At 72.5% G+C, this 25,336-nt stretch carries 23 protein-coding genes and 1 pseudogene; 9 read left to right on the forward strand and 15 right to left on the reverse strand.

The features are described 5' to 3' along the window. Positions 1 to 70: 70 nt before the first annotated feature. Both ACIBP6_RS18190 and ACIBP6_RS18195 read right to left on the reverse strand, forming a co-directional pair. Positions 71 to 706, reverse strand: coding sequence for a zinc-binding dehydrogenase (locus ACIBP6_RS18190; RefSeq protein WP_397053483.1), 636 nt, complete (start codon positions 704 to 706; stop codon positions 71 to 73). Continuing rightward, on the reverse strand, positions 661 to 1,014 hold the full coding sequence (locus ACIBP6_RS18195) for an alcohol dehydrogenase catalytic domain-containing protein (RefSeq protein WP_397053485.1): 354 nt from the start codon (positions 1,012 to 1,014) through the stop codon (positions 661 to 663). Before ACIBP6_RS18195 ends, ACIBP6_RS18190 begins: the two co-directional genes overlap by 46 nt. Positions 1,015 to 1,181: 167 nt before the next feature. Here ACIBP6_RS18195 and ACIBP6_RS18200 point away from each other — a divergent pair, with 167 nt between their 5' ends. Then, complete coding sequence (locus ACIBP6_RS18200) at positions 1,182 to 2,021, forward strand: deoxyribonuclease IV (RefSeq protein WP_397053487.1); 840 nt, start codon at positions 1,182 to 1,184, stop codon at positions 2,019 to 2,021. A gap of 734 nt (positions 2,022 to 2,755) precedes the next feature. Here the strand turns inward: ACIBP6_RS18200 and ACIBP6_RS18205 are convergent. The 4 genes and pseudogenes from ACIBP6_RS18205 to ACIBP6_RS18220 form a co-directional block, all read right to left on the reverse strand. Further along, positions 2,756 to 3,600, reverse strand: a pseudogene (locus ACIBP6_RS18205) (IS5 family transposase). A gap of 606 nt (positions 3,601 to 4,206) precedes the next feature. Beyond that, a complete protein-coding gene (locus tag ACIBP6_RS18210; RefSeq protein WP_132612910.1) occupies positions 4,207 to 4,947 on the reverse strand; it encodes a LytR/AlgR family response regulator transcription factor in 741 nt (246 codons plus the stop codon). Positions 4,948 to 5,016: 69 nt separating this feature from the next. Further along, positions 5,017 to 6,168, reverse strand: coding sequence for a sensor histidine kinase (locus ACIBP6_RS18215; RefSeq protein WP_397053489.1), 1,152 nt, complete (start codon positions 6,166 to 6,168; stop codon positions 5,017 to 5,019). A gap of 55 nt (positions 6,169 to 6,223) precedes the next feature. Continuing rightward, positions 6,224 to 6,835, reverse strand: coding sequence for a sulfite oxidase-like oxidoreductase (locus ACIBP6_RS18220; protein WP_246074876.1), 612 nt, complete (start codon positions 6,833 to 6,835; stop codon positions 6,224 to 6,226). A gap of 239 nt (positions 6,836 to 7,074) precedes the next feature. On the opposite strand from ACIBP6_RS18220, the gene aroF reads away from it, so the two are divergent. Continuing rightward, positions 7,075 to 8,106, forward strand: coding sequence for a 3-deoxy-7-phosphoheptulonate synthase (aroF, locus tag ACIBP6_RS18225; RefSeq protein ID WP_397053492.1), 1,032 nt, complete (start codon positions 7,075 to 7,077; stop codon positions 8,104 to 8,106). A gap of 3 nt (positions 8,107 to 8,109) precedes the next feature. Here the strand turns inward: aroF and thiI are convergent, their stop codons facing one another. Beyond that, positions 8,110 to 9,306, reverse strand: coding sequence for a tRNA uracil 4-sulfurtransferase ThiI (gene thiI / locus ACIBP6_RS18230; protein WP_132612890.1), 1,197 nt, complete (start codon positions 9,304 to 9,306; stop codon positions 8,110 to 8,112). A 217-nt stretch (positions 9,307 to 9,523) separates the two neighbouring features. On the opposite strand from thiI, the gene ACIBP6_RS18235 reads away from it, so the two are divergent. Next, the gene (locus ACIBP6_RS18235) at positions 9,524 to 10,378 is read left to right on the forward strand and encodes an MHYT domain-containing protein (protein WP_165969740.1); all 855 of its coding nucleotides are present in this window, start codon (positions 9,524 to 9,526) and stop codon (positions 10,376 to 10,378) included. Positions 10,379 to 10,508: 130 nt separating this feature from the next. On the opposite strand, the gene ACIBP6_RS18240 is transcribed toward ACIBP6_RS18235, so the two are convergent. Then, positions 10,509 to 11,534 (reverse strand): 6-phosphofructokinase, encoded by a 1,026-nt coding sequence (locus tag ACIBP6_RS18240; RefSeq protein ID WP_132612888.1) that lies wholly within the window; start codon positions 11,532 to 11,534, stop codon positions 10,509 to 10,511. 131 nt (positions 11,535 to 11,665) lie between these two features. Between ACIBP6_RS18240 and ACIBP6_RS18245 the strand changes: the two genes are divergently transcribed. Continuing rightward, positions 11,666 to 13,138, forward strand: a complete 1,473-nt coding sequence (locus ACIBP6_RS18245; RefSeq protein WP_397053495.1) for an FGGY family carbohydrate kinase — start codon at positions 11,666 to 11,668, stop codon at positions 13,136 to 13,138. Here ACIBP6_RS18245 and ACIBP6_RS18250 read toward each other — a convergent pair. Next, positions 13,131 to 14,033, reverse strand: coding sequence for a lactonase family protein (locus ACIBP6_RS18250; protein ID WP_397053497.1), 903 nt, complete (start codon positions 14,031 to 14,033; stop codon positions 13,131 to 13,133). The genes ACIBP6_RS18245 and ACIBP6_RS18250 overlap by 8 nt on opposite strands. Before the next feature lie 31 nt (positions 14,034 to 14,064). Here ACIBP6_RS18250 and ACIBP6_RS18255 point away from each other — a divergent pair, with 31 nt between their 5' ends. Next, positions 14,065 to 14,988 (forward strand): bifunctional helix-turn-helix transcriptional regulator/GNAT family N-acetyltransferase, encoded by a 924-nt coding sequence (locus ACIBP6_RS18255; protein WP_397053499.1) that lies wholly within the window; start codon positions 14,065 to 14,067, stop codon positions 14,986 to 14,988. Here ACIBP6_RS18255 and ACIBP6_RS18260 read toward each other — a convergent pair. Beyond that, the gene (locus ACIBP6_RS18260; RefSeq protein WP_397053501.1) at positions 14,945 to 17,119 is read right to left on the reverse strand and encodes an MMPL family transporter; all 2,175 of its coding nucleotides are present in this window, start codon (positions 17,117 to 17,119) and stop codon (positions 14,945 to 14,947) included. The two genes, ACIBP6_RS18255 and ACIBP6_RS18260, sit on opposite strands and share 44 nt — an antisense overlap. Positions 17,120 to 17,246: 127 nt before the next feature. Between ACIBP6_RS18260 and ACIBP6_RS18265 the strand changes: the two genes are divergently transcribed. After that, positions 17,247 to 17,840, forward strand: coding sequence for a TetR/AcrR family transcriptional regulator (locus ACIBP6_RS18265; protein ID WP_397053503.1), 594 nt, complete (start codon positions 17,247 to 17,249; stop codon positions 17,838 to 17,840). A gap of 32 nt (positions 17,841 to 17,872) precedes the next feature. Here ACIBP6_RS18265 and ACIBP6_RS18270 read toward each other — a convergent pair whose 3' ends face one another. From ACIBP6_RS18270 to ACIBP6_RS18285, 4 genes are all read right to left on the reverse strand, one after another. Continuing rightward, positions 17,873 to 18,895, reverse strand: a complete 1,023-nt coding sequence (locus ACIBP6_RS18270; protein WP_397053505.1) for an alkaline phosphatase PhoX — start codon at positions 18,893 to 18,895, stop codon at positions 17,873 to 17,875. A 185-nt stretch (positions 18,896 to 19,080) separates the two neighbouring features. Then, entirely contained in the window at positions 19,081 to 19,707 is a 627-nt protein-coding gene (locus ACIBP6_RS18275; RefSeq protein WP_397053507.1) for a class I SAM-dependent methyltransferase, read from the reverse strand. After that, positions 19,704 to 20,360 (reverse strand): TIGR04282 family arsenosugar biosynthesis glycosyltransferase, encoded by a 657-nt coding sequence (locus ACIBP6_RS18280; RefSeq protein WP_397053509.1) that lies wholly within the window; start codon positions 20,358 to 20,360, stop codon positions 19,704 to 19,706. Before ACIBP6_RS18280 ends, ACIBP6_RS18275 begins: the two co-directional genes overlap by 4 nt. A gap of 189 nt (positions 20,361 to 20,549) precedes the next feature. Continuing rightward, positions 20,550 to 21,017: a Dps family protein gene (locus ACIBP6_RS18285; RefSeq protein WP_397053511.1), complete on the reverse strand. Its 468-nt coding sequence runs from the start codon at positions 21,015 to 21,017 to the stop codon at positions 20,550 to 20,552. Between the two features lie 111 nt (positions 21,018 to 21,128). On the opposite strand from ACIBP6_RS18285, the gene ACIBP6_RS18290 reads away from it, so the two are divergent. Together ACIBP6_RS18290 and ACIBP6_RS18295 are read left to right on the forward strand one after the other, a co-directional pair. Next, a complete protein-coding gene (locus tag ACIBP6_RS18290) occupies positions 21,129 to 21,917 on the forward strand; it encodes a helix-turn-helix domain-containing protein (RefSeq protein WP_397053513.1) in 789 nt (262 codons plus the stop codon). Then, positions 21,914 to 24,319: a VIT domain-containing protein gene (locus ACIBP6_RS18295; protein WP_397053515.1), complete on the forward strand. Its 2,406-nt coding sequence runs from the start codon at positions 21,914 to 21,916 to the stop codon at positions 24,317 to 24,319. Before ACIBP6_RS18290 ends, ACIBP6_RS18295 begins: the two co-directional genes overlap by 4 nt. Positions 24,320 to 24,329: 10 nt before the next feature. Here the strand turns inward: ACIBP6_RS18295 and ACIBP6_RS18300 are convergent, their stop codons facing one another. Beyond that, positions 24,330 to 24,593, reverse strand: a complete 264-nt coding sequence (locus ACIBP6_RS18300; RefSeq protein ID WP_132612868.1) for a YciI family protein — start codon at positions 24,591 to 24,593, stop codon at positions 24,330 to 24,332. Positions 24,594 to 24,667: 74 nt separating this feature from the next. Between ACIBP6_RS18300 and ACIBP6_RS18305 the strand changes: the two genes are divergently transcribed. Beyond that, positions 24,668 to 25,327, forward strand: coding sequence for a Crp/Fnr family transcriptional regulator (locus tag ACIBP6_RS18305; protein WP_397053517.1), 660 nt, complete (start codon positions 24,668 to 24,670; stop codon positions 25,325 to 25,327). Positions 25,328 to 25,336 lie beyond the last annotated feature (9 nt).

A 25,336-nucleotide genomic window follows, 5' to 3' on the forward strand; every position in this document is an offset into this window, starting at 1 on the left:
CATCCGCGAGAACTCCGAACTGACCGCCCGGATGGCCCGTACTTTTCGTGCCATGCTCCAACAGCCGCTCTCACATGGTGAACACGGTCTTGCCGCGGGCGTGGCCCGCGGCGATGTCGGCCAGCACGGCGGGCACCCGTTCCAGCGGGATCTGCGCCTGCACCTGGACGCGCAGCTCGCCGCTGTCGATGAGGTCGGCCAGCTCGCTCAGCGCCGGGCCGGTGACCGTGTTGACCACGTTGATGCCGCGCAGCTCCCTGGCGGCCAGCGCGTCGGGGTCGACGGCGCGCAGGACGCTGCAGATCACGCCGCCGGGGCGCAGCAGGCCCTCCAGCGGCGCCGTGCCGCCGGCGGTGGAGACCAGGTCGAAGACCGCGTCGATCCCGTCGGGGTGGGCGGCGAGCACCTGGTCGGCGACCGGGCCGCCGCGGTGGTCCACCGTCTCGGCGGCGCCCAGGCGGCGCATGGTGTCGGCCGCGTCGGGGGCGGCTGTCGCGATGACGCGAGCGCCGCGCAGCGCGGCGAGCTGCGTCGCCGCCTGGCCCACGCCGCCGGTCGCCCCGACGATCAGCACCGTCTGGCCCTCGTCCAGGCGGGACTCCTCGACCAGCGCCCGCGCGGTCGCGGTGGCGGTGGGGACGGCCGCGGCCTGCTCCAGGATCATGCCCTTGGGGATCGAGGCCACCGGGCCGTCCGCCGCCACCACGCCGTACTCGGCGTAGCTGCCCAGGCCCGCGAGGGGTCGGTGAAGCGGCCGTACACCTCCTCGCCGAGCCGGAAGCCGGTCACGCCCTCGCCGAGCGCGGCCACGCTGCCGGCGCCGTCCTGGCCCAGGACGAACGGGAACGACGGTGACATGCGGTCCCTCATGGCGCCGTCGGCGATCTTGGTGTCGACGGGGTTGTAGCCGGCGGCGCGCAGGCGTACGAGGAGCTCGCCGGGGCGTGGCTGCGGTTCGGGCAGCTCGACGAGCTCCGGGTCGGCCCCGAAGGCGGAAATGGCGACGGCACGCATGGGCTCTCCCCGTCTGGACGGACGTGTTCCGGACGCAGCGGATCGTTCCCCGAGGCGGGGCGCGCCAGGGGGGTCCGACGGGGTCTTGGCGCAAGCTTTGTCCGTCGCACCGCGTACGATCACGCAGGTCAGAGGTCCTGCCGGCGGGGCCTAGACTGGGAGGCATCATGACCCCGACTTCTCTGATCGGCGGACACGTGTCCGTGGCGGGCGGCCTCGCGACGGGCGGCCTGAAATACATGGCCGACATCGGCGCCGAAATGATCCAGGTGTTCGTCACCAACCCGCGCGGCTGGGCGCTCAACGACGGCAAGCCCGACGAGGACGCCAAGCTGGCCGAGTCGGGTGTGCCGGCGTTCATCCACGTGCCCTACCTCGTCAACTTCGGCTCGCCGAATGCCGAGACGCTGGCCAACTCCATCGCCGTCGTGCGCCACGCGCTGCGACGCGGGGTGGAGACCGGCGCCAAGGGCGTCGTCGTGCACACCGGCTCCGCGGTCACCCAGGGCCGTGACGCGGCGCTGCGGCAGCTGCACGACAACCTGCTGCCGCTGCTCGACACGATCCCCGACGACGGGCCCGACCTGCTGCTGGAGCCGATGGCCGGTCAGGGCGCCATGCTGTGCGCGACCGTCCAGGACCTGGAGCCGTACCTCGACGCGCTCGACCGGCACCCGCGGGCCTGCGTCTGCCTCGACACCTGCCACGCCTTCGCCGCCGGGCACGACCTGGCCGCCGAGGGCGGGGTGAAAGAGACGTTCGACGCCCTGCACGCGATCGCTCCCGGGCGGCTCAAGCTCATCCACGCCAACGACTCCAAGGACGTGTGCGGGGCGAAGAAGGACCGCCACGAGAACATCGGGGCCGGCCACATCGGCGCCGGTGCGTTCGCCGAGCTGATGCGCCATCCGGCGGTGGCGGGTGTGCCCATCTGCATCGAGACCCCCGGCAAGGCGCCCCAACACGCCGAGGACATCACGCTGCTGAAGAAGCTCCGCGACGGCTGACCGCTGGCGCCGCCGGGCCCGCGGCGAAGGCGGATAAGACCGGTAACCCAGTAGGAATCGTGATAGGGGCGCCTGCTCACGCGATCCGACCGCCCCCGAGGGCCGGATCGCGGGGCCTCTTCCATGGCCGCGCAGACGCCCCTTCACAGATCCGGCTTGGCGGGCCCCACCCCCCGGTCAAGGGCCCGACAGCCGTGGCGACGTGCGTGTCGCCGGTGAAGCCGGCGCATCAGTCCTGTTGTGAGCCTTGCGGCTCGTCCCCCCGATGCGCCGGAGTGGCTTCCCGATGCCGAAACACTACGGTTGCGATCTTGTGGGCGAAACCCCGTTTACGGACAGCTCGTTGAGCGGTCTGTAGTCATCGACATACGGAGAGTGGCCAGACGACGAGCGGTCACCCGTACGCGACGAGCGGTAGGTTGCAGGGGTTGCACGCGCCCATCGCATGCCCCCTCACCGACCAGCGGTTCCACCACCCCCACCGCCCCCTGCTCCCCCACCTGAGGCGCGACGCGCCATCCTGCTCCGGCACCCACAACGGCCACCAACCTGCACCACCCCGCCGCACACCCCCCTTTCACGCCCCCCGCACCGACTTCCTGACGCCCCGCGGCGGCGTCACGCGCGCGCCACAGGCCTGCAGTGCACGACCAGGGCGGTGTTACGCGGACGCCGCACCACGCAGGCAGCCACGTCGCCGCGCGACCCTGTCGCTAGGCCGTGTCTTCAAATGATCACAGCCAGAGCATCAGGCACGCGATAGTGACGACCGCGGTGTAGGACGTCGCGGTCTTGTCGTAGCGGGTGGCCAGAGCGCGGAACTGCTTGAGCCGGTTGAAGCAGCGCTCGACGACGTTGCGGCGCCGGTAGAGGGCTCGGTCGAAGCGTGGTGGCCGGCCACCACGGCGCCCGAGCCGCTTCCGGGCTGCGATCTGGTCGCTGCGCTCAGGGATGGTGTGCCCGATGCCCCGCCGGCGCAGGTACGCCCTGATCTTCCGGGTGCTGTAACCCTTGTCCGCCACCACCTGATCAGGGCGGGTGCGGGGACGGCCGCCGGCGGGGCGGGGGACACGGATGGCGGCCAGGACCTGCTCCAGCTGGGTACAGTCATTGACGTTGCCGCCGGTCAGGCAGAACGCCAGCGGTCGTCCGGCGCCCTCGCAGGCCAGGTGGATCTTGCTGGTCAGGCCGCCGCGGGATCGGCCGAGGGCGTGATCCTCCTGCGCGCCGAGACTGAGCCCCCTTTTCGGGCGCCGGCCGCGTGCTGGTGCGCACGCACGATGGTCGAGTCCACCGCCACCAGCCAATCGATGTCGCCACGGGCATCGGCCTCGGCCTGCACCGCCTGCAGCATCGTGGTGAACGTGCCGTCCTTGGCCCAGCGCCGAAACCGTGTGTACAGGCTCTGCCAGGGCCCGTACCGGGGCGGTACATCGCGCCATGCCACACCGGTACGGATCTTCCACACGATGCCGTTCAATACCCGCCGGTCATCCTCACGTGGACGACCTAACCGCGAGACGGGCAGAAACGGCCGCAGCCTGTCCCACTCCTCATCAATGAGCTCATGACGCCGGATCACCACACCATGATCCACCACCTAGATCACTTTGAAAACACGACCTAGGAGGCGCGCTCGCGACGGCGAGGCGGAGTCTGCGCGGATCCATCCTCTCCCCACCGGCCCCGCGACGCTCGCCGGAGGGGTGGCGGCAAGCGCGGCCCGGCCGGCAGGGCGACCGCATCGCCGCGCCACAAGGCCGTACCCGGACGGCCGGGCGCCGACTCGCACGGGAGGCTCGCCACACGAGCAGCGCCGCCGCGCAGAGGGCCTCTCACGGGCGGGCTGGCGCGTGTCGCCGGATCGCCACCCCGCGGACAGGCGCGCAGCCGGGTAGGCGGGAGCGACGCTCACGGGTGTTCGCCCCACGCGGGGAGGCCGGAGGTCGGGCGTGGCCGTCGCTGGGCGGACGAGGCGGTGCCGGCATCGCGAAGTCACGCGGGATCATGGGCGGCACGTCGGCGAGGCGCGCGAAATCGAGGTGCCGGGGGCGCGCGTCAGCGGCAAGGTGGAGGCGCGCGGGACCACGCGCCCGGCGGCGCGCGTCAGCGGCAAGGTGGAGGCGCGCGGAATCGAGGTGCCGGGGGCGCGCGTCAGCGGCGAGGTGGAGGCGGGCGGGAGAGGTCAGGAGAGGGCGTTGCGGTGTTGGCGGACCAGCTGTTCGCGGACTTGGCGGCTGTGGCGGCGGCTCACCTGGAGGGTTTCGGTGCCGACGGTGAGGCTGACGCGCCCGCCTTCGAACCTGAGCTCGCTGACGTGCCGCGCCGACACGAGCGTGCTGCGGTGGATGCGCAGGAACCCCGCCTCCGACCAGCGGCGTTCCAGCGCGGCCAGCGACATGCGGACGAGATAGCTGCCGTCGACGGTGTGCAGGCGCACGTAGTCGCCCTTGGCCTCGGCGAACCAGACGGCCTGCTGCGGCACGAACCGCGTGCGCCCGCCCAGCTCGACCGGGATCACGTCGTCCTGGCCCGGCTCGGGGGCTGGGCAGGCGGCGGCCTCCAGCCGGCGTACGGCCTCCGACAGCCGTTCGGCCCTGACGGGCTTGAGGAGGTAGTCGACCGCCTCCAACTCGAACGCCTGCACCGCGCACTCCTCGTGCGCCGTGACGAACACCAGCCGGGGCGGGCAGGGGAAGCCGCCCACCAGGCGGGCGAGGTCGAGACCGTCGAGCCCGGGCATGCGGATGTCGAGGAACACCCCGTCGAGCCGCTCGCCGCAGCCGATCATCTGGACCATGTCCTGCAGGGCCGTGACGCCGTCGGCCGCGGTCGTGACGTGCGCGATCCGCTCGTCCTGACGCAACAGGTAGGCGAGCTCCTCCAGAGCGGGAACTTCGTCGTCCACGGCCAGAACTCTCAGCATGTCCACGCTGCCGTATGAAAGCAAAGCCCGGCTGGGACACGCAAGCGTAGCGTAATCATTCAGCCACGTTCAGCTGAATCGCCTCTTGGGTACGCGCAGCCGCACCTTGGTCCCCTCCCCCAGCGCCGTCTCCACGACGAGCCCGTAGGCGTCGCCGTAGATCTGGCGCATGCGCAGGTCCACGTTGGCCAGCCCGATGCCGCTGCCCTCGCGTGAGGGGTCGTCGTCGAGCATGCGGCGCGCGCACTCGGGGTCCATGCCGGCGCCGTCGTCCTCCACCGAGATGTGCGCCTCGGGGCCGGCGTCGCGGACCACGACCCGCACCTCGCCGCCGCCGCCCCGGCCGCGCATGCCGTGTTTGATGGCGTTCTCGACCAGCGGCTGCAGGCAGAGGAACGGCACCGGCACGGGCAGCACCTCGGGCGCCACCTGCATGCTGAAGCGCAGCTTGTCGCCGAAGCGGGCGCGTTCCAGGAGCAGGTAGCGGTCGACGCAGGTGAGCTCGTCGGCCAGCGTGGTGAAGTCGTGCGCCCGGCGCAGCGCGTACCGGGAGAAGTCGGCGAAGTCGAGCAGCAGCTCGCGGGCGCGTTTGGGGTTCGTACGGACGAACGAGGCGATCGTGGTGAGCGCGTTGTAGACGAAGTGCGGCGAGATCTGGGCGCGCAGGGCGCGCATCTCGGCCTCCAGCGCACGCCGCCGCAGGGCGTCGAGCTCGGCCAGCTCCAGCTGGCCGGACACCCAGCGGCCGAGCTCCACGACGGCCCGCACGAGCGCGGCGCTCACCGCGTCGTGGTAGGCGGCCAGTGTGCCGACCACCGCGCCGTCCACGGTCAGCGGCACCACGACCGCCCCGTGCGGCTCGCCGGGGAAGACCTGGGCGCTCCCGGCGGCCACCGTGGCCCTGGCGTAGACGAGGACGTCGTCCGTGCAGGGGCCGTCCCAGGCCAGCGCGGCCTCCGCCGAGGTGATCGCCACGCCGCGGGTGCCGAGCAGGGCGCGCAGATGGTGCACGGCCCCGCGGGCGGAGTCGCGGTCGAGCCCGGCGCGCAGGGCGGGGGCGGCCAGCGCGGCGGCGTGCAAGGTCGTATAGGTGGCGGACGTCGCGTCGCCGCCCCCGCCACGCTCCCCGGAGCGAGCGGGACGGCGCCACGGGGCCCGGGCGGCCACGTAACCGAGCAGGAAGGCAAGGGGGGACAGCGCCACCCATGCGGTGGTCAGCATGCGGGCAACCGTAGCCAAGAACGCTGCGTGCCCGGGGGAAAACGTACGGTTGCGATCAGGCCGGGCCGTCGCCCGGTTCTTCCTGGTAGGAGTAGCGCTGCTCGTGCCAGGGGTCGCCGATGTTGTGGTAGCCGCGTTCCTCCCAGAAGCCCCGCCGGTCTTCCAGCAGGTATTCGATGCCACGCACCCATTTGACGCTCTTCCAGGCGTACAGGTGGGGCACCACGATCCGCAGGGGGAAGCCGCGGTCGGGGTTGAGCGGCTTCTCGTCGAGCTCCAGGGCGAACAGCGTGCCGGGGGCGGTGAAGTCGGACATGCGCAGGTTGGCGCTGTAGCCGTACTCGGCCCAGATCATCACGTGCCGCACGCCGGGGTCGGGCGGGGCGGCGGCCATGATCGTGGCCGGGGAGACGCCGCCCCACTCGTTGGCCATGAGGGAGAACTTCGTGACGCAGTGGAAGTCGGCGATGCGCGTGACGCGCGGCAGGGCGGCGAACTCGTCCCAGGTGAAGCGGTGCTCCTCTCCCGAGGCGGTGGCCCCGAAGACGCGGAAATCCCAGCTGTCGGGCTTGAACGCCGGCACCCTGCCGTAGTGGATCACGGGCCGGCCGCGTGGGACGTACTGGCCTGGAGGCAGGCGCGACTCCTCCACGATCACTCTCCTCACCGGTCTCGCATCTTGAGCCATCCTGCCACCGGACCTCGCGTGGTTCGCGAGCGGGTTGGGTGCGCTACGATGAACGCACTATGCGCACCGCGTTCATTTTTTGGTATGGCGACGGACCCGAGTCCGTTCGCCACCTGACGCTGCGCTAGCAGACAAGGCGAACGAAAGGCCCCGGGTCCTCCAGGACCCGGGGCCTTTCGTGTTCCCTGGAGACTTTCCGACGAGGAAGAGAGCAGCAGATGGTGATCGTGATGGGGCCCGAGGCCACCGCGGAGGATCTGGCGTCGATCGTGGCCGTCGTCCAGGCGGCGGGCGTCGAGGCGTTCGTGAGCAAGGGCGTGCGCCGTACGATCGTCGGCCTGGTCGGCGACGTGACGCAGCTCGACGCGGCCGCCCTGCGCGGGATGGGCGGGGTGCGCGACGTGATGCGGGTGTCGACGCCGTACAAGCTGGTCAGCAGGGAGAACCATCCGGAACGCTCCACCGTCCACGTGGGAGGCGTGCCGATCGGCCCCGACACCGTGACGCTGATCGCGGGGCCGTGCGCGGTGGAGACCCACCAGCAGACGCTGGAGGCGGCCAGGATGGCGCAGGCCGCCGGTGCGGTGCTGCTGCGCGGCGGGGCGTTCAAGCCCCGCACGTCGCCGTACGCGTTCCAGGGGCTGGGCGAGAAGGGCCTGCGCATCCTCGCGGACGTGCGTGAGGAGACGGGCCTGCCGATCGTGACGGAGATCGTGGACGCCCAGGACGTCGAGCTGGTGGCGTCGTACGCCGACATGCTGCAGGTCGGCACCCGCAACATGCAGAACTTCGCGCTGCTGCAGGCGGTCGGCGCGGCGGGCCGGCCGGTGATGCTCAAGCGCGGCATGAACGCCACGATCGAGGAGTGGCTCATGGCCGCCGAGTACATCGCCCAGCGCGGCAACCTCGACATCGTGTTGTGCGAGCGCGGCATCAGGACGTTCGAGACGGCCACCCGCAACACGCTCGACGTCTCGGCGGTGCCGGTGGCCCAGCGGCTGTCGCACCTGCCGGTGATCGTCGACCCGTCGCACTCGGGCGGCCGGCGCGAGCTGGTGCTGCCGCTGACCCGCGCGGCCGTCGCGGTGGGCGCCGACGGTGTGATCATCGACGTGCACCCGCACCCTGAGCAGGCGCTCTGCGACGGCCCGCAGGCTCTGGTCGGCGCCGACCTGGGCGAGCTGGCCCAGGTGATGAACGACTTCCCGGCGCTGCTCGGCAAGACCGCCGCCGCGGCCCTCACCGTGTGACGCCTACAGCGTGTACTCCTGGATCGAGTCGGCGAGCTGGACGCAGAGCTCCTCCGCGTCGAGCCGCCGCTCGATCTGCTTCAGGTCTTCGATCTTGGCCCGGGTCTCGGCGCGCTTGGGCGCCAGCAGGGAGCAGCAGTCTTCGTCGGGCAGCTCCGAGATCGCGAGCGTGTCGATGCGCCGGGCCTCGGCCATGATCTCGGTCTTGTCCCAGCCGACCAGCGGGCGCAGGATCGGCAGCTCGACGGCGTTGTCCTGGGCGGTGATGTTGGCCAGGGTCTGGGAGGAGACCTGACCGAGCGCGTCGCCGGTGACCAGCGCGGCGGCGTGGATGCGGTGGGCGACCTCCTCGGCCGTCTTGAGCATGAGCCGCCGCTGCGCGATCACGGCCAGGCGGTCCTGGCCGGAGTTGCGGATCGACTGCTGGGCCTTGCCGAACGGCACCACCCACAGCCGTGACCGGCCCTGGAACCGGTCGAGCTTCCTGACCAGCGCGTACGCCTTGTAGATCGACTCGGACGTGGTGAACGGGATGCCCGAGAAGTGCAGGAAGTCGACGTGGAGGCCGCGCCGCATCATCCGGTAGGCGGCCACCGGCGAGTCGATGCCGCCCGACATGAGCACGAGCGCCCGGCCGCTGCTGCCGACGGGCAGGCCGCCCTGGCCGGGGATGCCGCCGGTGAAGACGAACACCTCGTCGCGGTCGACCTCGATGGACACCGTCAGCTCGGGCTTGGACAGGTCGACGGGCAGGCCGTACTCGTCGTTGATGGCGCCGCCGACGAAGCGGTCGAGCTCGTTGGAGGTCATCGGGAAGCGCTTGTCGCGGCGGCGGGACCGCACGGCGAAGCGGGCGCCCCGCTTGACCTCCTCGCTCTCGCCGACCAGCTCGACGGCGGCCTTCAGCACGCTGTCGGGGTCTTTGGCGACGCGCCAGGCGCGGTGGATCCAGACCAGGCCGGGCACGTCGGCGACGCGCCGCGCGACGGCGTCGGCCTGCTCGGCGGTGGCGCCCTGCGGCAGGAAGATCGCGATCACGCCGTGCCGCTTGCGCACGTCGACCTTGATGTCGACGCTCTGGAGCGCCTCGCGGATGTTGCTGATCAGGCGGCGTTCGAACAGCTCGCGGTTCTTGCCCTTGAGGACGATCTCGCCCAGCTTGAGCAGAACGCATGGCTCGCCCAGGGCGGTCATCGTCATGGTGGAACCTCCGGAAGACGGGGAGAAGCGCGCCTAGATGGCAACGTCGCGACGCATCGAGTTTAGTCCGCCCCCCGCACCCGCTCGATCGCACGCCGAAGGCGTGAATGACCTTCATGTTTTCGGACAGTCCAGTTGACAGATAGTTGCGTTATCCATGCGAAAGGGACATCTCGGATGCCAGAATCCTCGGACCCCTAAGGCAAGGAACCGATCGATGACCTCTGCTGTGAATCACTTCACCTACGGACTGCTCACGCCCGTGCTGGCGTACGTGATGTCCTGCATCGGGTCGATGCTCGGGCTGCGCCTCACCGCGCAGGCCCACGCCTCGCGCGGCGGCGCGCGGGTGCGCTGGCTGCTCGGCGCCGCCGTCTCCATCGGCGGCACCGGCATCTGGGTCATGCACTTCATCGCGATGATGGGTTTCCAGGTGAACGGCACCCAGATCAAGTACGACGTCTGGCTCACCGCGGCCTCCGCGGTCGTGGCCATCGTGGTCGTCGGCACCGGTCTGCTGCTGGTCTCGTACGGCCAGGGCCGCCTGCCGTCGCTGCTCGGCGGCGGCCTGCTCACCGGCCTCGGCGTGGCCTCGATGCACTACCTGGGCATGTACGCGATGAACATGTCGGCCCACGTCTCCTACGACCGGCTGCTGGTGGGCGCCTCGGTGGGCATCGCCGTGGTGGCCGCCACCGTGGCGCTGTGGTTCACCCTCCGCGTCAAGAAGACCCTCTGGATCACCGCCGCCTCCCTCGTCATGGGCGCGGCCGTGGCCGGGATGCACTACACCGGCATGTACGCCATGCAGGTCGCCGTGCACCCCGAGCCCGGCGAGGTCGGCGGGGCGGACGCGCTGGACTTCCTCGTCCCGCTCATGACCGTGATCAGCCTGATCACGCTGACCATGCTGCTCATGGTGATCCTGTCGCCGTCGGAGGAGGAGGAGCGGGAGGACGCCGAGCTCGTGGCCAAGCTGCAGTTGCGCCGGCGCGCCACCCAGCACCAGCAGGAGCTGCTCTACAACGGCACCGCCCCGCGCCCCGCGCAGCAGGCGCCGAGGCGGAGGTAGCCTCCCCCGGGCACGGCTCGCGACGCGTGTGGTGGGCCGCCGACTCGCTGCGGCGCGGGCCGTACCCTGAGGGGATGCAGCGGAGGAACCGCTGTGCCCGAGGGTACGGCCGGCCGCTTGCAAACCGCTTTCAGCCGAAGAACACCTCGGCTTCCTCGTAGCGGGAGACCGGCACGGTCTTCAGCTCGGCGGTGGCCTCGTCGAGCCCGACGCGGACGATGTCGGTGCCGCGCAGCGCGACCATGATGCCGTAGTCGCCCTCGTGCGCCGCGTCGATCGCCTGCAGCCCGAACCGGGTGGCCAGCACGCGGTCGTAGGCCGTCGGGGTGCCGCCGCGCTGGATGTGGCCGAGCACCGTGGTGCGGGCCTCCTTGCCGGTGCGCTTCTCGATCTCCTTGGCCAGCGCCTCGCCGATGCCGCCGAGCCGTACGTGGCCGAACGCGTCGAGCGTGCCGGCCTGCAGCTCCATCTGGCCCTCGATCGGATGGGCGCCCTCGGCGACCACGATGATCGGCGAGTAACGGGTGCGGAAGCGCGACTCGACGTACTCGCAGACCCGGTCGATGTCGAACGGCTTCTCCGGGATGAGGATGACGTTGGCGCCGCCCGCCATGCCCGCGTGCAGGGCGATCCAGCCGGCGTGGCGGCCCATGACCTCGCAGATGAGCGCCCGGTGGTGGGACTCGGCCGTGGTGTGCAGCCGGTCGATGGCCTCCGTCGCGATGTTGACGGCGGTGTCGAAGCCGAAGGTGTAGTCGGTGCCCGACAGGTCGTTGTCGATGGTCTTGGGCACGCCCACGACGTTGACGTCGCGTTCGTAGAGCTGCCGGGCGACGCCGAGGGTGTCCTCGCCGCCGATGGCGATCAGCGCGTCGACTCCGGCGGCTGACAGGTTCTCCTTGATCCGGTCGACGCCGCCCTCCATCTTGATGGGGTTGGTGCGGGAGGAGCCGAGGATCGTGCCGCCACGCGGCAGGATGCCCCGCACGGCCTGGATGTCGAGCGGCATCGTGTCGCCTTCGAGGGGGCCGCGCCAGCCGTCACGGAAACCCACGAACTCGTGGCCGTGGACGCTCACCCCCTTACGCACCACTGCCCTGATGACGGCGTTGAGCCCGGGGCAGTCGCCGCCTCCGGTGAGCACTCCAATACGCATGGCGGGTTCCTCCCGATGAGGGTCACGAACCAGTGCTGATGACAGACTCGCATTGTGCCCTCCATCACAGCCAGTGGTCTAGACCAAACGCCAGGGCACACCGGCCGAACCTCGAACGGGAGGAAATATCGATGAGCGTCTTGGCCATCGACGCCGGGACGACGGGGGTCACAGCAGTCGTCGTCACCGATAACGGACATATCGAATCCAAGGGATACGAGGAATTCGCTCAGCACTTCCCGCGGCCCGGCTGGGTCGAGCACAATCCCGAGGACATCTGGCAGGCGACGCTGGCGTCCTGCGCCGCCGCGCTGAGCGGCGCCGCGGCGTCGCCGGCCTGCGTCGGCATCACCAACCAGCGCGAGACCGCGGTGCTGTGGGACCGCCGGACGCTGGCCGCGCCGCGCCGCGCCGTCGTCTGGCAGGACCGCCGCACGGCCGAGCAGTGCGTACGGCTGCGCGAGGCGGGCTACGAGCCGCGTATATCGGAGCTGACCGGGCTGCGGCTCGACCCGTACTTCACGGCGACCAAACTCGGCTGGCTGGCCGAGAACGACCCTGGACTGTGGGAAGGGGTCGAGTCCGGAAATGTGGCGATTGGGACGGTGGATTCGTACCTGATCGCCCGGATGACGGCGGGCGCGCGGCACGTGACCGACCCGTCCAACGCCTCCCGGACGCTGCTGTACGGCCTGGAGTCCGGCGCCTGGGAGCCGGAGTTGTGCGAGCTGTTCGGCGTGCCGGAGTCGGCCCTGCCGGAGATCGTGCCCAACTACGGCCCGCTGGGGCGTACGGATCCGGGGGCCTTCCTGGGGCTCGACCTGCCGATCAGCGGGGTGGCCGGCGACCAGCAGGCGGCGCTGTTCGGGCGGACCTGCTTCGACGTGGGCGACGTGAAGTGCACCTACGGCACGGGCTCGTTCGTCCTGACCAACCTGGGCGGCGAGATCGCGCGCTCGGAGTCGGGGCTGCTGACCACGGTGGCCTGGCAGACGCCGTCCGGCGAGCGCACGTTCGCCCTGGAGGGGTCGATCTTCGTGACGGGGGCGGCCGTGCAGTGGCTGCGCGACGGGCTCGGGGTGCTCGGCACCGCGGCGGAGTCGGAGGCGCTGGCCCGCACGGTGCCCGACACCGGCGGCGTGGTGTTCGTACCGGCGCTGACCGGGCTGGGCGCCCCGCACTGGGAGCCGGACGCGCGCGGCCTGATCACCGGCATCACGCGCGGCACGACGCGGGCGCACCTGGTCAGGGCCACCCTGGAGGCGATCGCGTACGAGGTGCGCGACGTGGTGGAGGCGATGACCGCGGGCTCGGCGCCGGTGCTCAAGGCCGACGGCGGGGCCAGCGTCAACAACCTGCTCATGCAGTTGCAGGCCGACCAGCTCGGCACACCGGTGGAGCGGCCGGCGATCCAGGAGACGACCGCGCTGGGCGCGGCGTTCCTGGCGGGGCTGGGCGCCGGCGTGTGGGGGTCGAAGGCCGAGCTGCGCCAGACCTGGCGCCTCGACCGGCGCTTCGAGCCCGAGCAGGCCGACGACGCCGGATACAAGCGGTGGCGGGCGGCGGTGGGACTGACCACGGCCGCCGCCCGGCCGCTCAGCTGATCAGCACGCAGGCGGGGCTGTCGACGTCGTACGCCTCCCCGGTCGGCTCGGGGAGGCCGTCGCGCAGCGCGAAGACGGTCACCTGGTCGGAGTGCTGGTTGGCCACGTACATGCGGTCGCCGTCGATGGCGAAGTGGCGCGGCCAGTCGCCGCCGGAGGGCACCTCGCCCACCGGCGACAGGTCGGCGGCGCGCAGCACCGAGATGGTGTCGGGGCCGCGGTTGGCGACATAGACGAGGTCGCCCTCCAGCTGCAGGTGCGAGGGGGCGTTCTCGCCCGGGCGGCGGCTGGCGTGGACGACCGTGCGGCGCTCGCCGTCGATGAGGGTGACCGAGCCGTCGAGCTCGCCCGCGACGTACAGGCGGGAGCCGGAGAAGGCGAAGTGGCGCGGGCCGGTGCCCGGCGACAGCCTGATCGGCTCCACCGGGGTGCCGTCGTAGCGGTAGCGGCGGATCTCGTCGGTGCCGAGGTCGGAGATGTGCAGCAGGCCGTCGTGGAAGACGGCCTGGTGGGCGTGGGGGCCCTCCTGGCGCTCGGCGTTCGGGCCGGAGCCCTCGTGACGCAGCACGATCGGATCGCCCGCGAACGCGCCGCGCTCGTCGAGCCGGTAGAGGGTGGCCGTGCCGTCGCCGTAGTTGGCCACCGCCAGCAGCGCTCCCTCGGGGTCCACGGCGACGTGACAGGGGCTGTCGCCCTCGCTCGGCCGCTCGTCCAGAGGCGCGAGACTCCGCTCCACCTCGTAGGCGGTGAGCCAGCCGCGTTCGAGCTCACCCACGGCGTACAGCACCCGCTGGGTGGGATGGACGGCCAGGAACGACGGTGAGGCGACTCTGGTGAGGCCGCCGCCGATCATGACGATGCCCGGGCCGTAGCCGCCGATGAACACGCTCTTCACAGCGGGGATCCTCCTATGGTTGACTGGAGCAATGAGTTCGTTGACAGAGTCAAATGTCTCTGAGGTCAGGGCCTTCAACCGGTTCTATACGAAGGTGATCGGCGCGCTCCAGGCGGGGATGCTCGACTCGCCGTACTCACTGACCGAAGTGAGGGTGCTCTTCGAGCTGGCCCGGACCGGCTCGATGGAGACCGGCGAGCTGCGCGGGCTGCTCGGCCTGGACGCGGGCTACCTCAGCCGCATCCTCACCCGCTTCGAGGGCGACGGGCTGGTGGCACGGGAGCGGTCGGCGTCCGACGCGCGCCGGCAGCTCGTCATGCTTACCCCGGCGGGTGCCGAGGTCTTCGCCGGGCTGGACCGGCGCCAGAGCGAGGAGATCGACCGGCTGCTGGCCGGGCTGCCCGGGCCCGACCAGGAGCGGCTGGTCTCCAGCATGGCGGCGATCAGGCGGCTGCTCGGCGCGCAGGAGAAGCGGGAGGCAGTGGTGATCAGGCCGCCGCGTCCTGGCGATCTCGGCTGGGTGGTCTTCCGCCACGGCGAGCTCTACAGCTCCGAGTACGGCTGGGGCATCGACTTCGAGCAGCTCGTCGCCCGCATCGTCGGCGAGCTGGACCTCTCGCGCGACGCCGGCTGGATCGCCGAGGTCGACGGCGAACGCGCCGGCTGCGTGTTCTGCGTGCGGCAGGACGACACGACGGCCAAGCTGCGGATGTTGCTGGTCGAGCCGTCCGCCCGCGGGCACGGCATCGGGCGGCGGCTCGTCGACGAGTGCCTGCGCCACGCCCGCGCCATGGGCTGCAAGCGCATCACCCTGTGGACACGCGACAACCTGGTGAGCGCGCGGCGCATCTACCAGGCGGCCGGGTTCACGCTGGAGTCGGAGGAGAAGGGCGTCGAGAACGGCGTCGAGGTCACCGACCAGGTGTGGTCGCGCGACCTTTCGGCCACCAGTTGAGCGGACCCGCCAGGCGCATGAGGCTCGGCACCAGCACCGCCCTGATCACCGTGGCGTCCACCAGCACGGCCACCGCCATGCCGACGCCCAGCATCTGCACGAACATCACCTCCGCCGTGGCGTACGCGGCGAACGTGAGGGCCAGGATGCCGCCCGCCGCGGTGATCAGCGGCGCGCCGCGCTGCAGCCCGGCGGCGACCGCCCGCTCGGTGTCGCCGGTCCTGTCGTACTCCTCCTTGATGCGGGAGAGCAGGAAGACCTCGTAGTCCATGGACAAGCCGTAGGCGACGCAGAGCATGAGGATCGGGATGCTGGGGTCGAGCGTGCCCGTCGCGGTGAAACCGAGCAGGCCCGACAGGTTGCCGTCCTGGAAGACCCAGACGAGGACGCCGGACATGACGGCGAGGCTGAGGACGTTCAGCAGGGTCGCCTTGAGCGGGATGAGCACACTCCTCGTCATGACGTACAGCACCGCGAACGTGATGACGAGCATGAGCCCGATCACCAGCGGGAGCCGGTCGACCACGGAGGCGCGGTAGTCGGCCAGCTCGGCCGGGTAGCCGCCGACCAGCACCGGGAACGGCGGCTCGACCGCGCGTACGGCCCCGACCAGGCGGACGGGGTCGTCGGCGAGGACGGCGGCGGAGGGCACCACGGACAACCACGTGCCCTCGCCCCGGAACCTCGCGGGGTCACCGCCGCCCATGCGCGCGCCGCCCGCGAACGAGCCCGCCGCCGTGTCCACCTGGGCGACGCCGGGCAGCCTGGACAGGGCAGTGGCGTACGGGGTGACGTCGGCGGTCACGGCGTCCCGCGAGACGAGCTGGATGGCGTCGGTCTCCTCGGCGGGGAACGTCTGCCGGATCACCTCCTGGGTCTGCCGCGACGACGCCTGCGGCGGCAGGACGCGGTCGTCGGCCACGCCGAAGCGCAGGCCGAGGAACGGCGAGGCGAGCACCAGCAGCAGCGCCGTGGCCACGCCCCCAAACACCAGCGGCCGGCGCATCACCCGGGTGGCCAGGCCGTGCCAGAGGCCGTTCTCGCGCTCAGGCCGCTCGCGCCCGGGCAACATCGTGCCGCCGATCGAGGCGAGCACGGCGGGCAGCACGAGGACCGCCGCGACCAGGCCGCCGATGACCACGGCGACGCCCGCGTACGCGAAGGAGCGCAGGAAGTCGAAGGGCAGCACGAACAGCACCGCGAGTGAGGCCGCCACGGTGAGCCCGCTGAACAGCACGGTCCTGCCCGCGTGCTCGACGGCACCGGCGACCGCCGCCGCCCGGTCGGCGCCGCGCCGGACCTCCTCGCGGAAACGATGGACGACGAACAGGCAGTAGTCGATGCCGAGACCGAGGCCCATGGCCAGGGTCAGGTTGAGGGCGAAGGTCGAGATCTCGGCGAACGCCAGCACGCCGGCCAGCAGCGCCAGGCCGATCACCATGGCGTACACGCCGGCCAGGATCGGCACCAGCGCGGCCATGACGCGCCGCTGGTAGAGCCAGAGCAGCACGAACGCCAGCGGGAAGATGATCAGCTCGGCCCGGACGAAGTCCTGCCGCGACAGGGGCACGGTCTCGCGGAAGACCTCCTCCCCTCCCCCGGCCCGCACCTGGAGCAGCTCGGTGCCCTCGGTGATCTCGGGGACGAGCCGGGGCAGGACGCCGGCGCGCACGTGGTCGGCGTCGCCGGGGACGCGGACGAGGATGAGCGCGTGCCGGCCGTCCTCGCTGCGCAGGGTGACGGGCCGGCCACGGGTCCAGTAGGAGGCGGCCTCGGCGACGCCGTCAGCGCGGGCGACGCGGGCGGTCAGCTCGCGGCCCGCCGCCTCGATCGCGGGATCGTCGACAGTGCCGGTCCTGGCGGTCACCAGGAAGATCATGTCGGGGCTGCCGGTGCCGAAGCGCGCCTGCAGCTCGGCCTGCGCGCGATCCGACTCCGAGCCCGGGGCCTCGAACCTGGCCAGGGACAGCCGCGGCACCGCCCCGGCCGCCAGGACTCCGGCGGCGACCAGCAGGGCCAGGGCCAAGGAGAGGACGAGCCTGCGGTGGCGGACGAGGAGGAACCCGAGCCGGCGCAGAGGCGGGCCGGCGGTCGCCGGGCCGGGCGCCCGGGTGCGGGTGTTCACCGCCATCGCGCCACCGCCGTCCTGGTCATCACGCTCTTCATGGGGGAACTCCCGATAAATCGGTAAACTACTCGTGTTTGTTGGCCTTACCAGAAATACAAGTCAAAGCTCGCATTTGTCAACGAGGGGACGCATGACTGAACGCACGGTCCGCCGGCAGGCGCGCGGCCTGAAGCGCATGGCCGAGATCCTCGACGCCGCCGAAGCGGTGATCGCCGAGCTCGGCTATCCGGACATGACGACCAACCAGGTCGCCGCGCGGGCGGGGGTGTCGCCGGGGACGCTGTACCAGTTCTTCCGGAACAAGGAGGAGATCCTGGACGGGCTGGTGGCCCGCTACACCGTCGACCGGGCCGAGCACTGGTCCGCGCGGCTGGCCGCCGTCACCCCCGGCATCCCGCTGGAGGCGCTGGTCGGACAGCTGGTGGACGAGAGCGTGCGGTTCAAGAGCGAGTCGCCGGCGTACTGGTCGCTGCTGTACGGCACGGCGACGGGCGACCGGTTCGCCGCGGCGTCGCAGCGGCTGCACGACGACGTCGCGCTGCGGATCGCGGACATGCTGCGGCGCCGCTCCCCCGGGCTCCCCGAGGAACGCGCCCGGCTCATGGGGACCATGGCGCTGGCCATGGTGAAGGCGGTGATGCCGATGGTCACCTCGTCACCGCCGCAACGCTCGGCCGAGCTGGTGGCCGAGCTGAAGCACCTGCTGGTCCGCTACCTCGGCTGAGACCCGCGCGGACCGGGCCCGCAACCTCGCCGTCAGGCGCGGAACGGTCCTGAGACCTCGAAGGTCAGGCCCTCGGTCCGGCCGCTCCTGAGCGAGAAGTAGAGACGGTCGCCGCGCGGCGAGAACGCCAGACCCGTCAGCTCGGCCCCGTCGTGACCCTGCAGCCGCAGGAACGGGGTCACCGCGCGGTCCGGGGCGATGAGGTCGATCCGGGTGCCGGGGCCGGCCGCGTGCAGGTCGCCCGAGGGGGCGGCGGTGACGGCGCGCACGCCCCCGCCGAGCCGCTCCAGCGTGCCGGTCTCGGCGTCGTACGCCCACAGGCCGCAGTCGCCCCTCGTGGTGAAGTAGCAGACGCCGCCCGCGTAATGGCAGCCGTTGCCGCGGTCGAAGTGGCGGGCGTCCTCGACCTGGTGGCGGGCCTCCTTCAGGAGCGCGGCCGGTGACGGCACCGGCCGCCAGCGGCCCGAGGAGCACAGCACCTCCAGCGTGCCCTCCGTCAGGTCGCCCCAGTCGCCGGGCCGGAACCGGTAGAAACAGCCGTCGGGCTCGTCCTCGGTCATGTAGATCACGCCCCGCTCGGGGTCGCAGGCGGCGGCCTCGTGCTTGAAGCGGCCCATGGCCAGGCGGGGGCGGGCGGCACGGGCGCCGTAGGGGTCGCATTCGAAGACGCGGCCGCGGTGGCCGAGCTCGCACGACAGCCAGGTGTTCCACGGCGTGGCCCCGCCGGCGCCGTTGAGGTCGGTGCCGGACAGGATGCGGTAGGCGTCGGCGATGCCGCCGTCGGCGCGAAAACGCACGGCCGAGGCCCCTCCGAGCAGGGGGAGCTCGGAGTTGGACACGTAGATCCAGCCGCTCCCGTCGGGGAAACAGGCGCCGCCGTCGGGGGCCGCGTGCCAGGTCAGACCGGCCAGCTTGGCGCCCGAGCGGGCCACGACCCGGCCGGTGAAGTGCGGGGGCAGCGCGAGGCCGCCCTCGCCCGGCAGGCCGATCGGGCCGTACGGGCTGACGCCGCCCGGCACGAGCGGGCCCGTGCGGAGGAGAGTCTTGTGGGACATCGTGGGCCTCCCTCTGGATGCCACGCTAGTCGACCGCACGGACATGAATGGCAGAGACTCGCGACACCAAACTCTGCGCAAACCCCACCCAGCCGCACCCGCTCACCCACGCACGGTGCGGCCCGCGCCTGCCCTGACCCGCCGAGCGCTTCCCCTTTCCGCGGACCTGCCGCATGGCGGCCCGTTCAGGCTCGGCGGGTCCGTCGGAGGCAGGCGAACCAGCGGCCGGACGCCTCCTCGCAGGTCGTCACCGTGAAGCCGGTGTCGTGGGCGAGACGGGACACGTCCGAGACCGACACGTCGGCCCAGCGGAACCAGGGGCCGGTGACCGTGCCGCGGCGCAGGCGCACCCGTTCGGCACGGGTGGGGGCGCCTGGAGGGGCGAGCTCGGCGATCACCTCGCCGCCCGGCCGGACGAGTTCCCGCATGCGGCGCAGGAGCGCGGGCGGGTCGCCGCCGATGCCGATGTTGCCGTCGGCCAGCAGCGCGGTCGTCCAGCGGCCGGCCCCCGGTACGGGCCCGAAGACGTCCCGGCACAGGGCCATGCCGCCCGCGAGCCTGGTCAGCCGGACGGCGTGCGGGGTGACGTCGATGCCGAGCGCCACCACACCGCGCCGGGCGAGCGCGACCGTCAGCCGGCCGGGCCCCGAGCCGACGTCGAGGGTGGGGCCCGAGCAGCGCGACAGCATGACCTCGTCGCCGTCGATGGGTTCGAGCCAGCGCGTGGCGTGGAGCGGGCGGCGGCGGCCGTCCTCGTACTCGATGTCGGTCTCGGCTCCGGTCAGGGAGTCGGCGTACAGCTCGCCGATCACGGGGTGGCCCCGGCGGAGAGGCGGGCGAGGGCGGCGGCGAAGCGGGTGCGCGGGGCGCGGGCGGCGACCTCGCGGGCGGAGGCGGCGTCGTCCACGTCGGTGAGCACGGGCAGCGTGGCGACGGACAGTCCGTCCAGGCGGCGCAACTGGGCCGCACCGGTGTCGGGCCGGGACATGGGGACGCCGAGCAGCCGGGCGGGGTCGGCGCGGCGCAGGCCGAGCAGCCAGAACCCGCCGTCGGCGGCCGGCCCGAAGACGGCGTCGCGCCCGTCCAGCGCCGCCGCGGCCAGGGAGAGCAGCTCGGGGGTCACCTGCGGGGTGTCCATGCCGACGAGGAGCACGGGGACGGGGCAGCGGGCGTACGCGTCGCCGAACGCCCCGGCCAGACGCTCGTCCAGCCCGCCACCCCGCTGCCCGATCACCGCGAAACCGGCACCGCCGCCGAAGCGGGGGTCGGCGTGGAAGCCGCGTACGTCGTCGACGGCGAGCACGCGGGCGGCGGCGGGGGTGGCGGCGACGGCGTCCAGGGTGTCGCGCAGCGCGCAGGCGGCCAGCGCGGCCGCCTCCTCCGGCGTGTACGGCGGCGTCAGCCGGGTCTTCACGAAACCGGGGCGCGGGCGCTTGGCGAGCACGACGATCTGCGTGTTGCTCATAGACCCGCACGCTAGATCGGCAAGGGCCGCTCACCTCTTACGTGCCGCTTACGGCATGCGCGGGCCCGAGCACACCAGCACGACGTCCCGGCGGATTCGCCTGCGGCAGGCGAAAGCCCGGGCGCTCGGCCCGGGCCTCCCGCGGCGCACCACCGGCACCGCCCTTCGGCGATGCCTGTGCTGGGCCTGTCAGCGCTGTGCCTGGAACATCCAGTGCTGCTTGTCGATGTCCTGGGCCACCGCGATCAGCAGGTCCTGGGTGACCGGGTCGGGCTCCTCGACAGCGCGGATGCGTTCGTACATGCGCTTGCTGATGCCGTCGAGGATGTCGGTGACGGTCGCCACGACCTTGCCGTCCTCGATCCAGCCGCCGTCCGGCTGCGCCAGCTTGGTGGAACGGGCGACGGTGGCGGAGCGGCCGTCGGGGTTGACGCCGATGGCGACGGCGCGTTCCGCGATGGCGTCCATGTGCTGCCGGGCGAGGTCGGTCAGTTCGTCGAGTTGGAGATGGATCGGGCGGAAGTGGGAACCGATGAGGTTCCAGTGAGCCTGCTTGGCGACCAGAGACAGATCAATGAGGTCGACCAGCGTGCCCTGGAGTACTTCCGCGACGGTGTTCCTGGCATCACCCGAAAGCGGGCCGGTGATCGTAGCCATGAGTAGTTCCTCCCCGTCGGTCGGACTTTCCCTAGTGACAACGAAATCAGGAAGGCCGTTCTTCCGATTGCATCATTGACACTGTAATGGTGACAGTGTCATCGTGAAGGTATGAGCGACACCTGGACCATCGGTGAGCTGGCCGAGCACGCGGCGCGCGCGCTGCGCTCCGACGCTCCCCCGCCCGCCAGCGGCCGGGTCCGCGACGTGCCCGGCGAGCGGCTGATCCGGTGGTACACGACGATCGGCCTGGTCGACCCGCCGCTCGCCCGGCGCGGCCGGGTCGCCCGCTACGGCCGCCGTCACCTGCTGCAACTCGTGGCCGTGAAGCGCCTGCAGGCGGCCGGCCACTCGATCGCCGAGATCCAGACCGCCCTGGCCGGCGCGACCGACCGCATGCTGGAGACCGCGGCCCGGCTCCCCCTCACGGACCAGGTCCCGCCGGTCCTCATGGAGCAGGCCCGGCCGGCCGTCTCACCGTCACCCGGGCGCGCGCCGTCCGCGAGCTCCCCGCCCGGCCCGCCGCCCACCGGCGGCGCCGCGGAGGGTCCTGCCGGTGACGGCCAGTCCCGCGGCCGCTTCTGGGCCGAACGCCCGGAGACTCGCCCCGCTCCGCGCACCCCCACGGCGGGCACCCCTGCGGCGGGCACGGCGCCGGACGCGCTCAAGACCCGCCGTGCCCCGGCCCAGGCCGGGGACGCCTGGCGTCCGCCGCGCTCCGCCACGGTCCCGGCCCACCGCCCGACCGGCGCCGGGCAGACGGTCACCGGGATCAGGGTGGGCGAACGGGTGCGGATCGTGCTGGACACGGCCAGGGCCCCGTCCGAGGAAGACGTACAGGCGGTGCTGGCCGCGGCCGGGCCGCTGCTCGCGGTGCTCGAAGAGAGGAAACTCCTATGAACATCACTTCGCTGGAGCCCGCACGGTGCCTGCCGGTGCCCGACGCCGGGTTCGGCGCGCTGCGGACGGGCCGCGGCAACCTGCCGCTCGAAAGCGTCGACGTGCACGCCGCCATCTCCGGGCTCGTCGCCGGGGTCGAGGTCACCCAGGACTTCACCAACCCGTTCGACGTCACGCTGGAGGCCACGTACGTCTTCCCGCTGCCCGACCGGGCGGCCGTGACCGGGTTCCGGATGGAGGCCGACGACCGGGTGGTCGAGGGCGTGCTCAAGGAACGCGGCCAGGCCAGGCAGGACTACGACCGGGCGCTGCGCGAGGGGAAACGGGCCGCCATCGCCGAGGAGGACCGGCCCGACGTGTTCACGATCCGGGTGGGCAACATCCTGCCGGGCGAGCGCGTCTCGGTCCGCCTCACGATGAGCCAGCCGCTCCCGTACGAGGACGGCGCGGCCACGTTCCGCTTCCCGCTGGTCGTGGCCCCGCGTTACATCCCGGGCAGCCCGGTCGACGGCGAGCCGGCCGGCGACGGCACGGCCCCCGACACCGACGCGGTGCCCGACGCCTCCAGGATCAGCCCACCCGTGCTGCTGCCCGGCTTCCCCGACCCGGTCCGGCTGTCGGTGAGCGCCGACGTGGACGCCGCCGGCCTGGAACTGCGCGAGCTGGCCTCCAGCCTGCACGTCGTGGAGGAGGAGGGCGGCACCGTACGACTGCGCCCCGGCGAGCGGCTCGACCGCGACTTCATCCTGCGGCTGACGTTCGACGCGTCCACGTCGTTGCAGCTCGACGGGCGGGGCACGTTCGCGCTGACCCTGCTCCCGCCGCCGCTGCAGACCCAGCGGACGCCCCGCGACCTGGTGCTGGTGCTCGACCGTTCCGGCAGCATGAGCGGCTGGAAGATGGTCTGCGCCCGCCGGGCCGCCGCGCGCATCGTCGACACGCTGACGCCGCAGGACAGGTTCGCGGTGCTGACCTTCGACTCCGTGGTGGAGCAGGCGTTCGAGGGGCTGGTGGAGGCGTCCGACCGCAACCGTTACCGCGCGGTCGAGCACCTGTCGCGGGTCGACGCCCGCGGCGGCACCGAGCTGCTCACGCCGCTGCGCCAGGCCGTGGCGCTGCTCGGCGCGCAGGGCGAACGCGAACGCGTCGTGGTACTGGTGACCGACGGCCAGGTGGGCAACGAGGACCAGATCCTGGAGCAGGCCGGCGGCGCGCTGTCGGCGATGCGGGTGCACACCGTCGGCATCGACCGGGCGGTGAACGCCGGCTTCCTCGGCCGGCTGGCCGGGCTGGGCGCGGGCCGATGCGAGCTGGTCGAGTCGGAGGACCGGCTGGACGCCGCGATGGATCACATCCACCGCCGGATCGGCGCTCCCCTGGTCACCGACCTGTCGCTGAAGGGTCTCGACGTCGAGCCGGAGACGGTCACGCATCTCGGCTCGATCTTCCCTGGCGTCCCCCTGCGGGTGTACGGGCGTTGCCGCGAGGGCTCCACCGTCACCGTGCGCGGGATGGCGGCCGGCGGGCCGTGGGAGGAGCACGTCCAAGGCGTGACCGTGGACAACCCGGCCCTGCGCGCCGTCTGGGCCCGCGCCCACCTGCGGGAGCTGGAGGACCGGTACGCCATGGGCGAGCACGATCTGGAGTCCAGGATCGTGCGGACGTCCCTGGAGCACGGCGTGTTGTGCCGCTTCACCGCGTACGTGGCGGTGGACACCCGCGAGGTCGCCGGCGGCGAGCCGGAGCACCGCGTGATCCAGCCGGTCGAGCCGCCGAGCGGGTGGGAGATGCCGCAGGCGCCGATGGCGGGCGGGTTCGGCGCGATGCTGGCCGCCGCGCCTGCCGCCGGGCCCGCCGCCGCACCGCGGGCCGCCTCGCGCATGGGGCTGCCGCGTCCTGGCCTCGGCTCCGCCCGGCCGGAGTTCCTCGCCGGTGGCCCGGCCGGTGGCGCTGACGTGTCCGTTCCCGACTTCGGCGGGCCGGACGCCGGTGTGCGGCCGTACCCGCCGGGTCAGCCGCCGATCTCCCCGGCGCCCACGCCGGGTCGCCGGCGTGGCCGCGGCGGGCACCGCCCGGAGTCGGTCAGGCCCCAGCTCGTCGCCGAGCTGGACCGCCTGCGGGCGCTTCCGGCGCCCGACCTGCTGTACCTGGCCGACCTCGGCACCCGCCTGGCCGCCCTGGCGGCCTACCTCGGCGGGAACGAGGACCTGGAGCGCCTGGCCCGCGACCTGGAGGCCGCCGAACGCCCCGGCGCGAACGCGCGAGCCCTCCACGACCACGCCGTCGCCGTCCTGACCAGGCTGGCGAGCGACGAGCGGCCGCCCGCCCCAGGCGGCGGCGCCTCCGGCGGACCGGGCGCCCCCGGCGGCGGACCGCGCGCGCCCTTCTGGAAGCGCACCTGAGCGGCGGTGGCTACAGGATCGGGGTCCACTCCTTCAGGAGCACGATCTCGTAGCCGTCCACCGCCGTGTACGGGTCCTCGCGCAGGATGTCGCGGAGCTCTGCCTCGTCCGCCACCTCGTAGACGTGCAGGGCTCCGCTGTCGTCCGCCCAGGGCCCGGCGGTGAGCAGCCGTCCCTCCTCCTTCAGCCGCCGCAGGTGGTCGCGGTGCGCGGGGCGGGCGGCCAGCCGCCGGGGGTCGCCGTCGAAGGCCAGGTGCAACACGTATCTCGCCATGGCACCGCACGCTAGGCCCCGGCGCCCGCCGGGCTCAGCATCGCGGGGCACGCGGGTGGTGTATAGCGGGATACATGACATTCGCACTGGCCGACCTGCCGATGTTCGCCGCGCTCACCGAGGAGCGGATGGGCGCGCTGGCGGGCCTGGCACGGTGGCGGCGCTACCCGGCCGGGCAGGTCCTGTGCACCGAGGGCGACCCGGCCGACCAGCTCGTCGTGCTGCTCGCGGGGCGGGTGAAGGCCGCCAGGGTGAGCGCCGAGGGCAGGGAGGTGGTGCTCGCCGTGGAGGAGGCGCCGGTGGCGTTCGACAAGACGGCCCTCCTCGTGGACGGCCCTCACCGGGCCACGCGGACGGCCATGACGGCCGTGCGGGTCGCCTATCTGCCGCGGGCGGCCGTGCTGGAGCTGGTCGAGGCGGAGCCGTCCGTGGCGGTGCGCTTGCTGCGCACGCTGGCCGCCACCGTGCGCGACCTGGACGAGCGGCTGCTCGACGCGGCGGTCCGCGACGTGCCCGCGCGGGTGGCCTCCTGGCTGGTACGCCGGTGCGCCGGCGGCCGGGTCGCGCTCCACGGCGGCCAGGCGGGTCTGGGGGCCGAGATCGGCGCGACGAGGGTGAGCGTCAACCGCGCGCTGCGCGGGTTCGAGCGCCGCGGGATCATCGCGATCGGCCCCGGCGAGGTGATCGTGCTGGATCGTCCGGCTCTGACGCGTATCGCCGCCATCCCCGGGTGAGGAGCACGG

The organism is Nonomuraea terrae, assembly GCF_044465245.1.
GTDB classification, from domain to species: Bacteria; Actinomycetota; Actinomycetes; order Streptosporangiales; family Streptosporangiaceae; genus Nonomuraea; species Nonomuraea terrae.

What these genes read in the sequence shown, in the direction of transcription:
- aroF (WP_397053492.1), top strand. Translation starts at nt 7,075, where the DNA reads ATGGTGATCGTGATGGGGCCCGAGGCCACCGCGGAGGATCTGGCGTCG.
- ACIBP6_RS18240 (WP_132612888.1), bottom strand. Translation starts at nt 11,534, where the DNA reads ATGCGTATTGGAGTGCTCACCGGAGGCGGCGACTGCCCCGGGCTCAAC.
- ACIBP6_RS18255 (WP_397053499.1), top strand. Translation starts at nt 14,065, where the DNA reads ATGAGTTCGTTGACAGAGTCAAATGTCTCTGAGGTCAGGGCCTTCAAC.
- ACIBP6_RS18235 (WP_165969740.1), top strand. Translation starts at nt 9,524, where the DNA reads ATGACCTCTGCTGTGAATCACTTCACCTACGGACTGCTCACGCCCGTG.
- ACIBP6_RS18290 (WP_397053513.1), top strand. Translation starts at nt 21,129, where the DNA reads ATGAGCGACACCTGGACCATCGGTGAGCTGGCCGAGCACGCGGCGCGC.
- ACIBP6_RS18195 (WP_397053485.1), bottom strand. Translation starts at nt 1,014, where the DNA reads ATGCGTGCCGTCGCCATTTCCGCCTTCGGGGCCGACCCGGAGCTCGTC.
- ACIBP6_RS18270 (WP_397053505.1), bottom strand. Translation starts at nt 18,895, where the DNA reads ATGTCCCACAAGACTCTCCTCCGCACGGGCCCGCTCGTGCCGGGCGGC.
- ACIBP6_RS18210 (WP_132612910.1), bottom strand. Translation starts at nt 4,947, where the DNA reads ATGCTGAGAGTTCTGGCCGTGGACGACGAAGTTCCCGCTCTGGAGGAG.
- ACIBP6_RS18280 (WP_397053509.1), bottom strand. Translation starts at nt 20,360, where the DNA reads ATGAGCAACACGCAGATCGTCGTGCTCGCCAAGCGCCCGCGCCCCGGT.
- ACIBP6_RS18305 (WP_397053517.1), top strand. Translation starts at nt 24,668, where the DNA reads ATGACATTCGCACTGGCCGACCTGCCGATGTTCGCCGCGCTCACCGAG.
- thiI (WP_132612890.1), bottom strand. Translation starts at nt 9,306, where the DNA reads ATGACGATGACCGCCCTGGGCGAGCCATGCGTTCTGCTCAAGCTGGGC.
- ACIBP6_RS18245 (WP_397053495.1), top strand. Translation starts at nt 11,666, where the DNA reads ATGAGCGTCTTGGCCATCGACGCCGGGACGACGGGGGTCACAGCAGTC.
- ACIBP6_RS18295 (WP_397053515.1), top strand. Translation starts at nt 21,914, where the DNA reads ATGAACATCACTTCGCTGGAGCCCGCACGGTGCCTGCCGGTGCCCGAC.
- ACIBP6_RS18265 (WP_397053503.1), top strand. Translation starts at nt 17,247, where the DNA reads ATGACTGAACGCACGGTCCGCCGGCAGGCGCGCGGCCTGAAGCGCATG.
- ACIBP6_RS18300 (WP_132612868.1), bottom strand. Translation starts at nt 24,593, where the DNA reads ATGGCGAGATACGTGTTGCACCTGGCCTTCGACGGCGACCCCCGGCGG.
- ACIBP6_RS18200 (WP_397053487.1), top strand. Translation starts at nt 1,182, where the DNA reads ATGACCCCGACTTCTCTGATCGGCGGACACGTGTCCGTGGCGGGCGGC.
- ACIBP6_RS18285 (WP_397053511.1), bottom strand. Translation starts at nt 21,017, where the DNA reads ATGGCTACGATCACCGGCCCGCTTTCGGGTGATGCCAGGAACACCGTC.
- ACIBP6_RS18215 (WP_397053489.1), bottom strand. Translation starts at nt 6,168, where the DNA reads ATGCTGACCACCGCATGGGTGGCGCTGTCCCCCCTTGCCTTCCTGCTC.
- ACIBP6_RS18260 (WP_397053501.1), bottom strand. Translation starts at nt 17,119, where the DNA reads ATGGCGGTGAACACCCGCACCCGGGCGCCCGGCCCGGCGACCGCCGGC.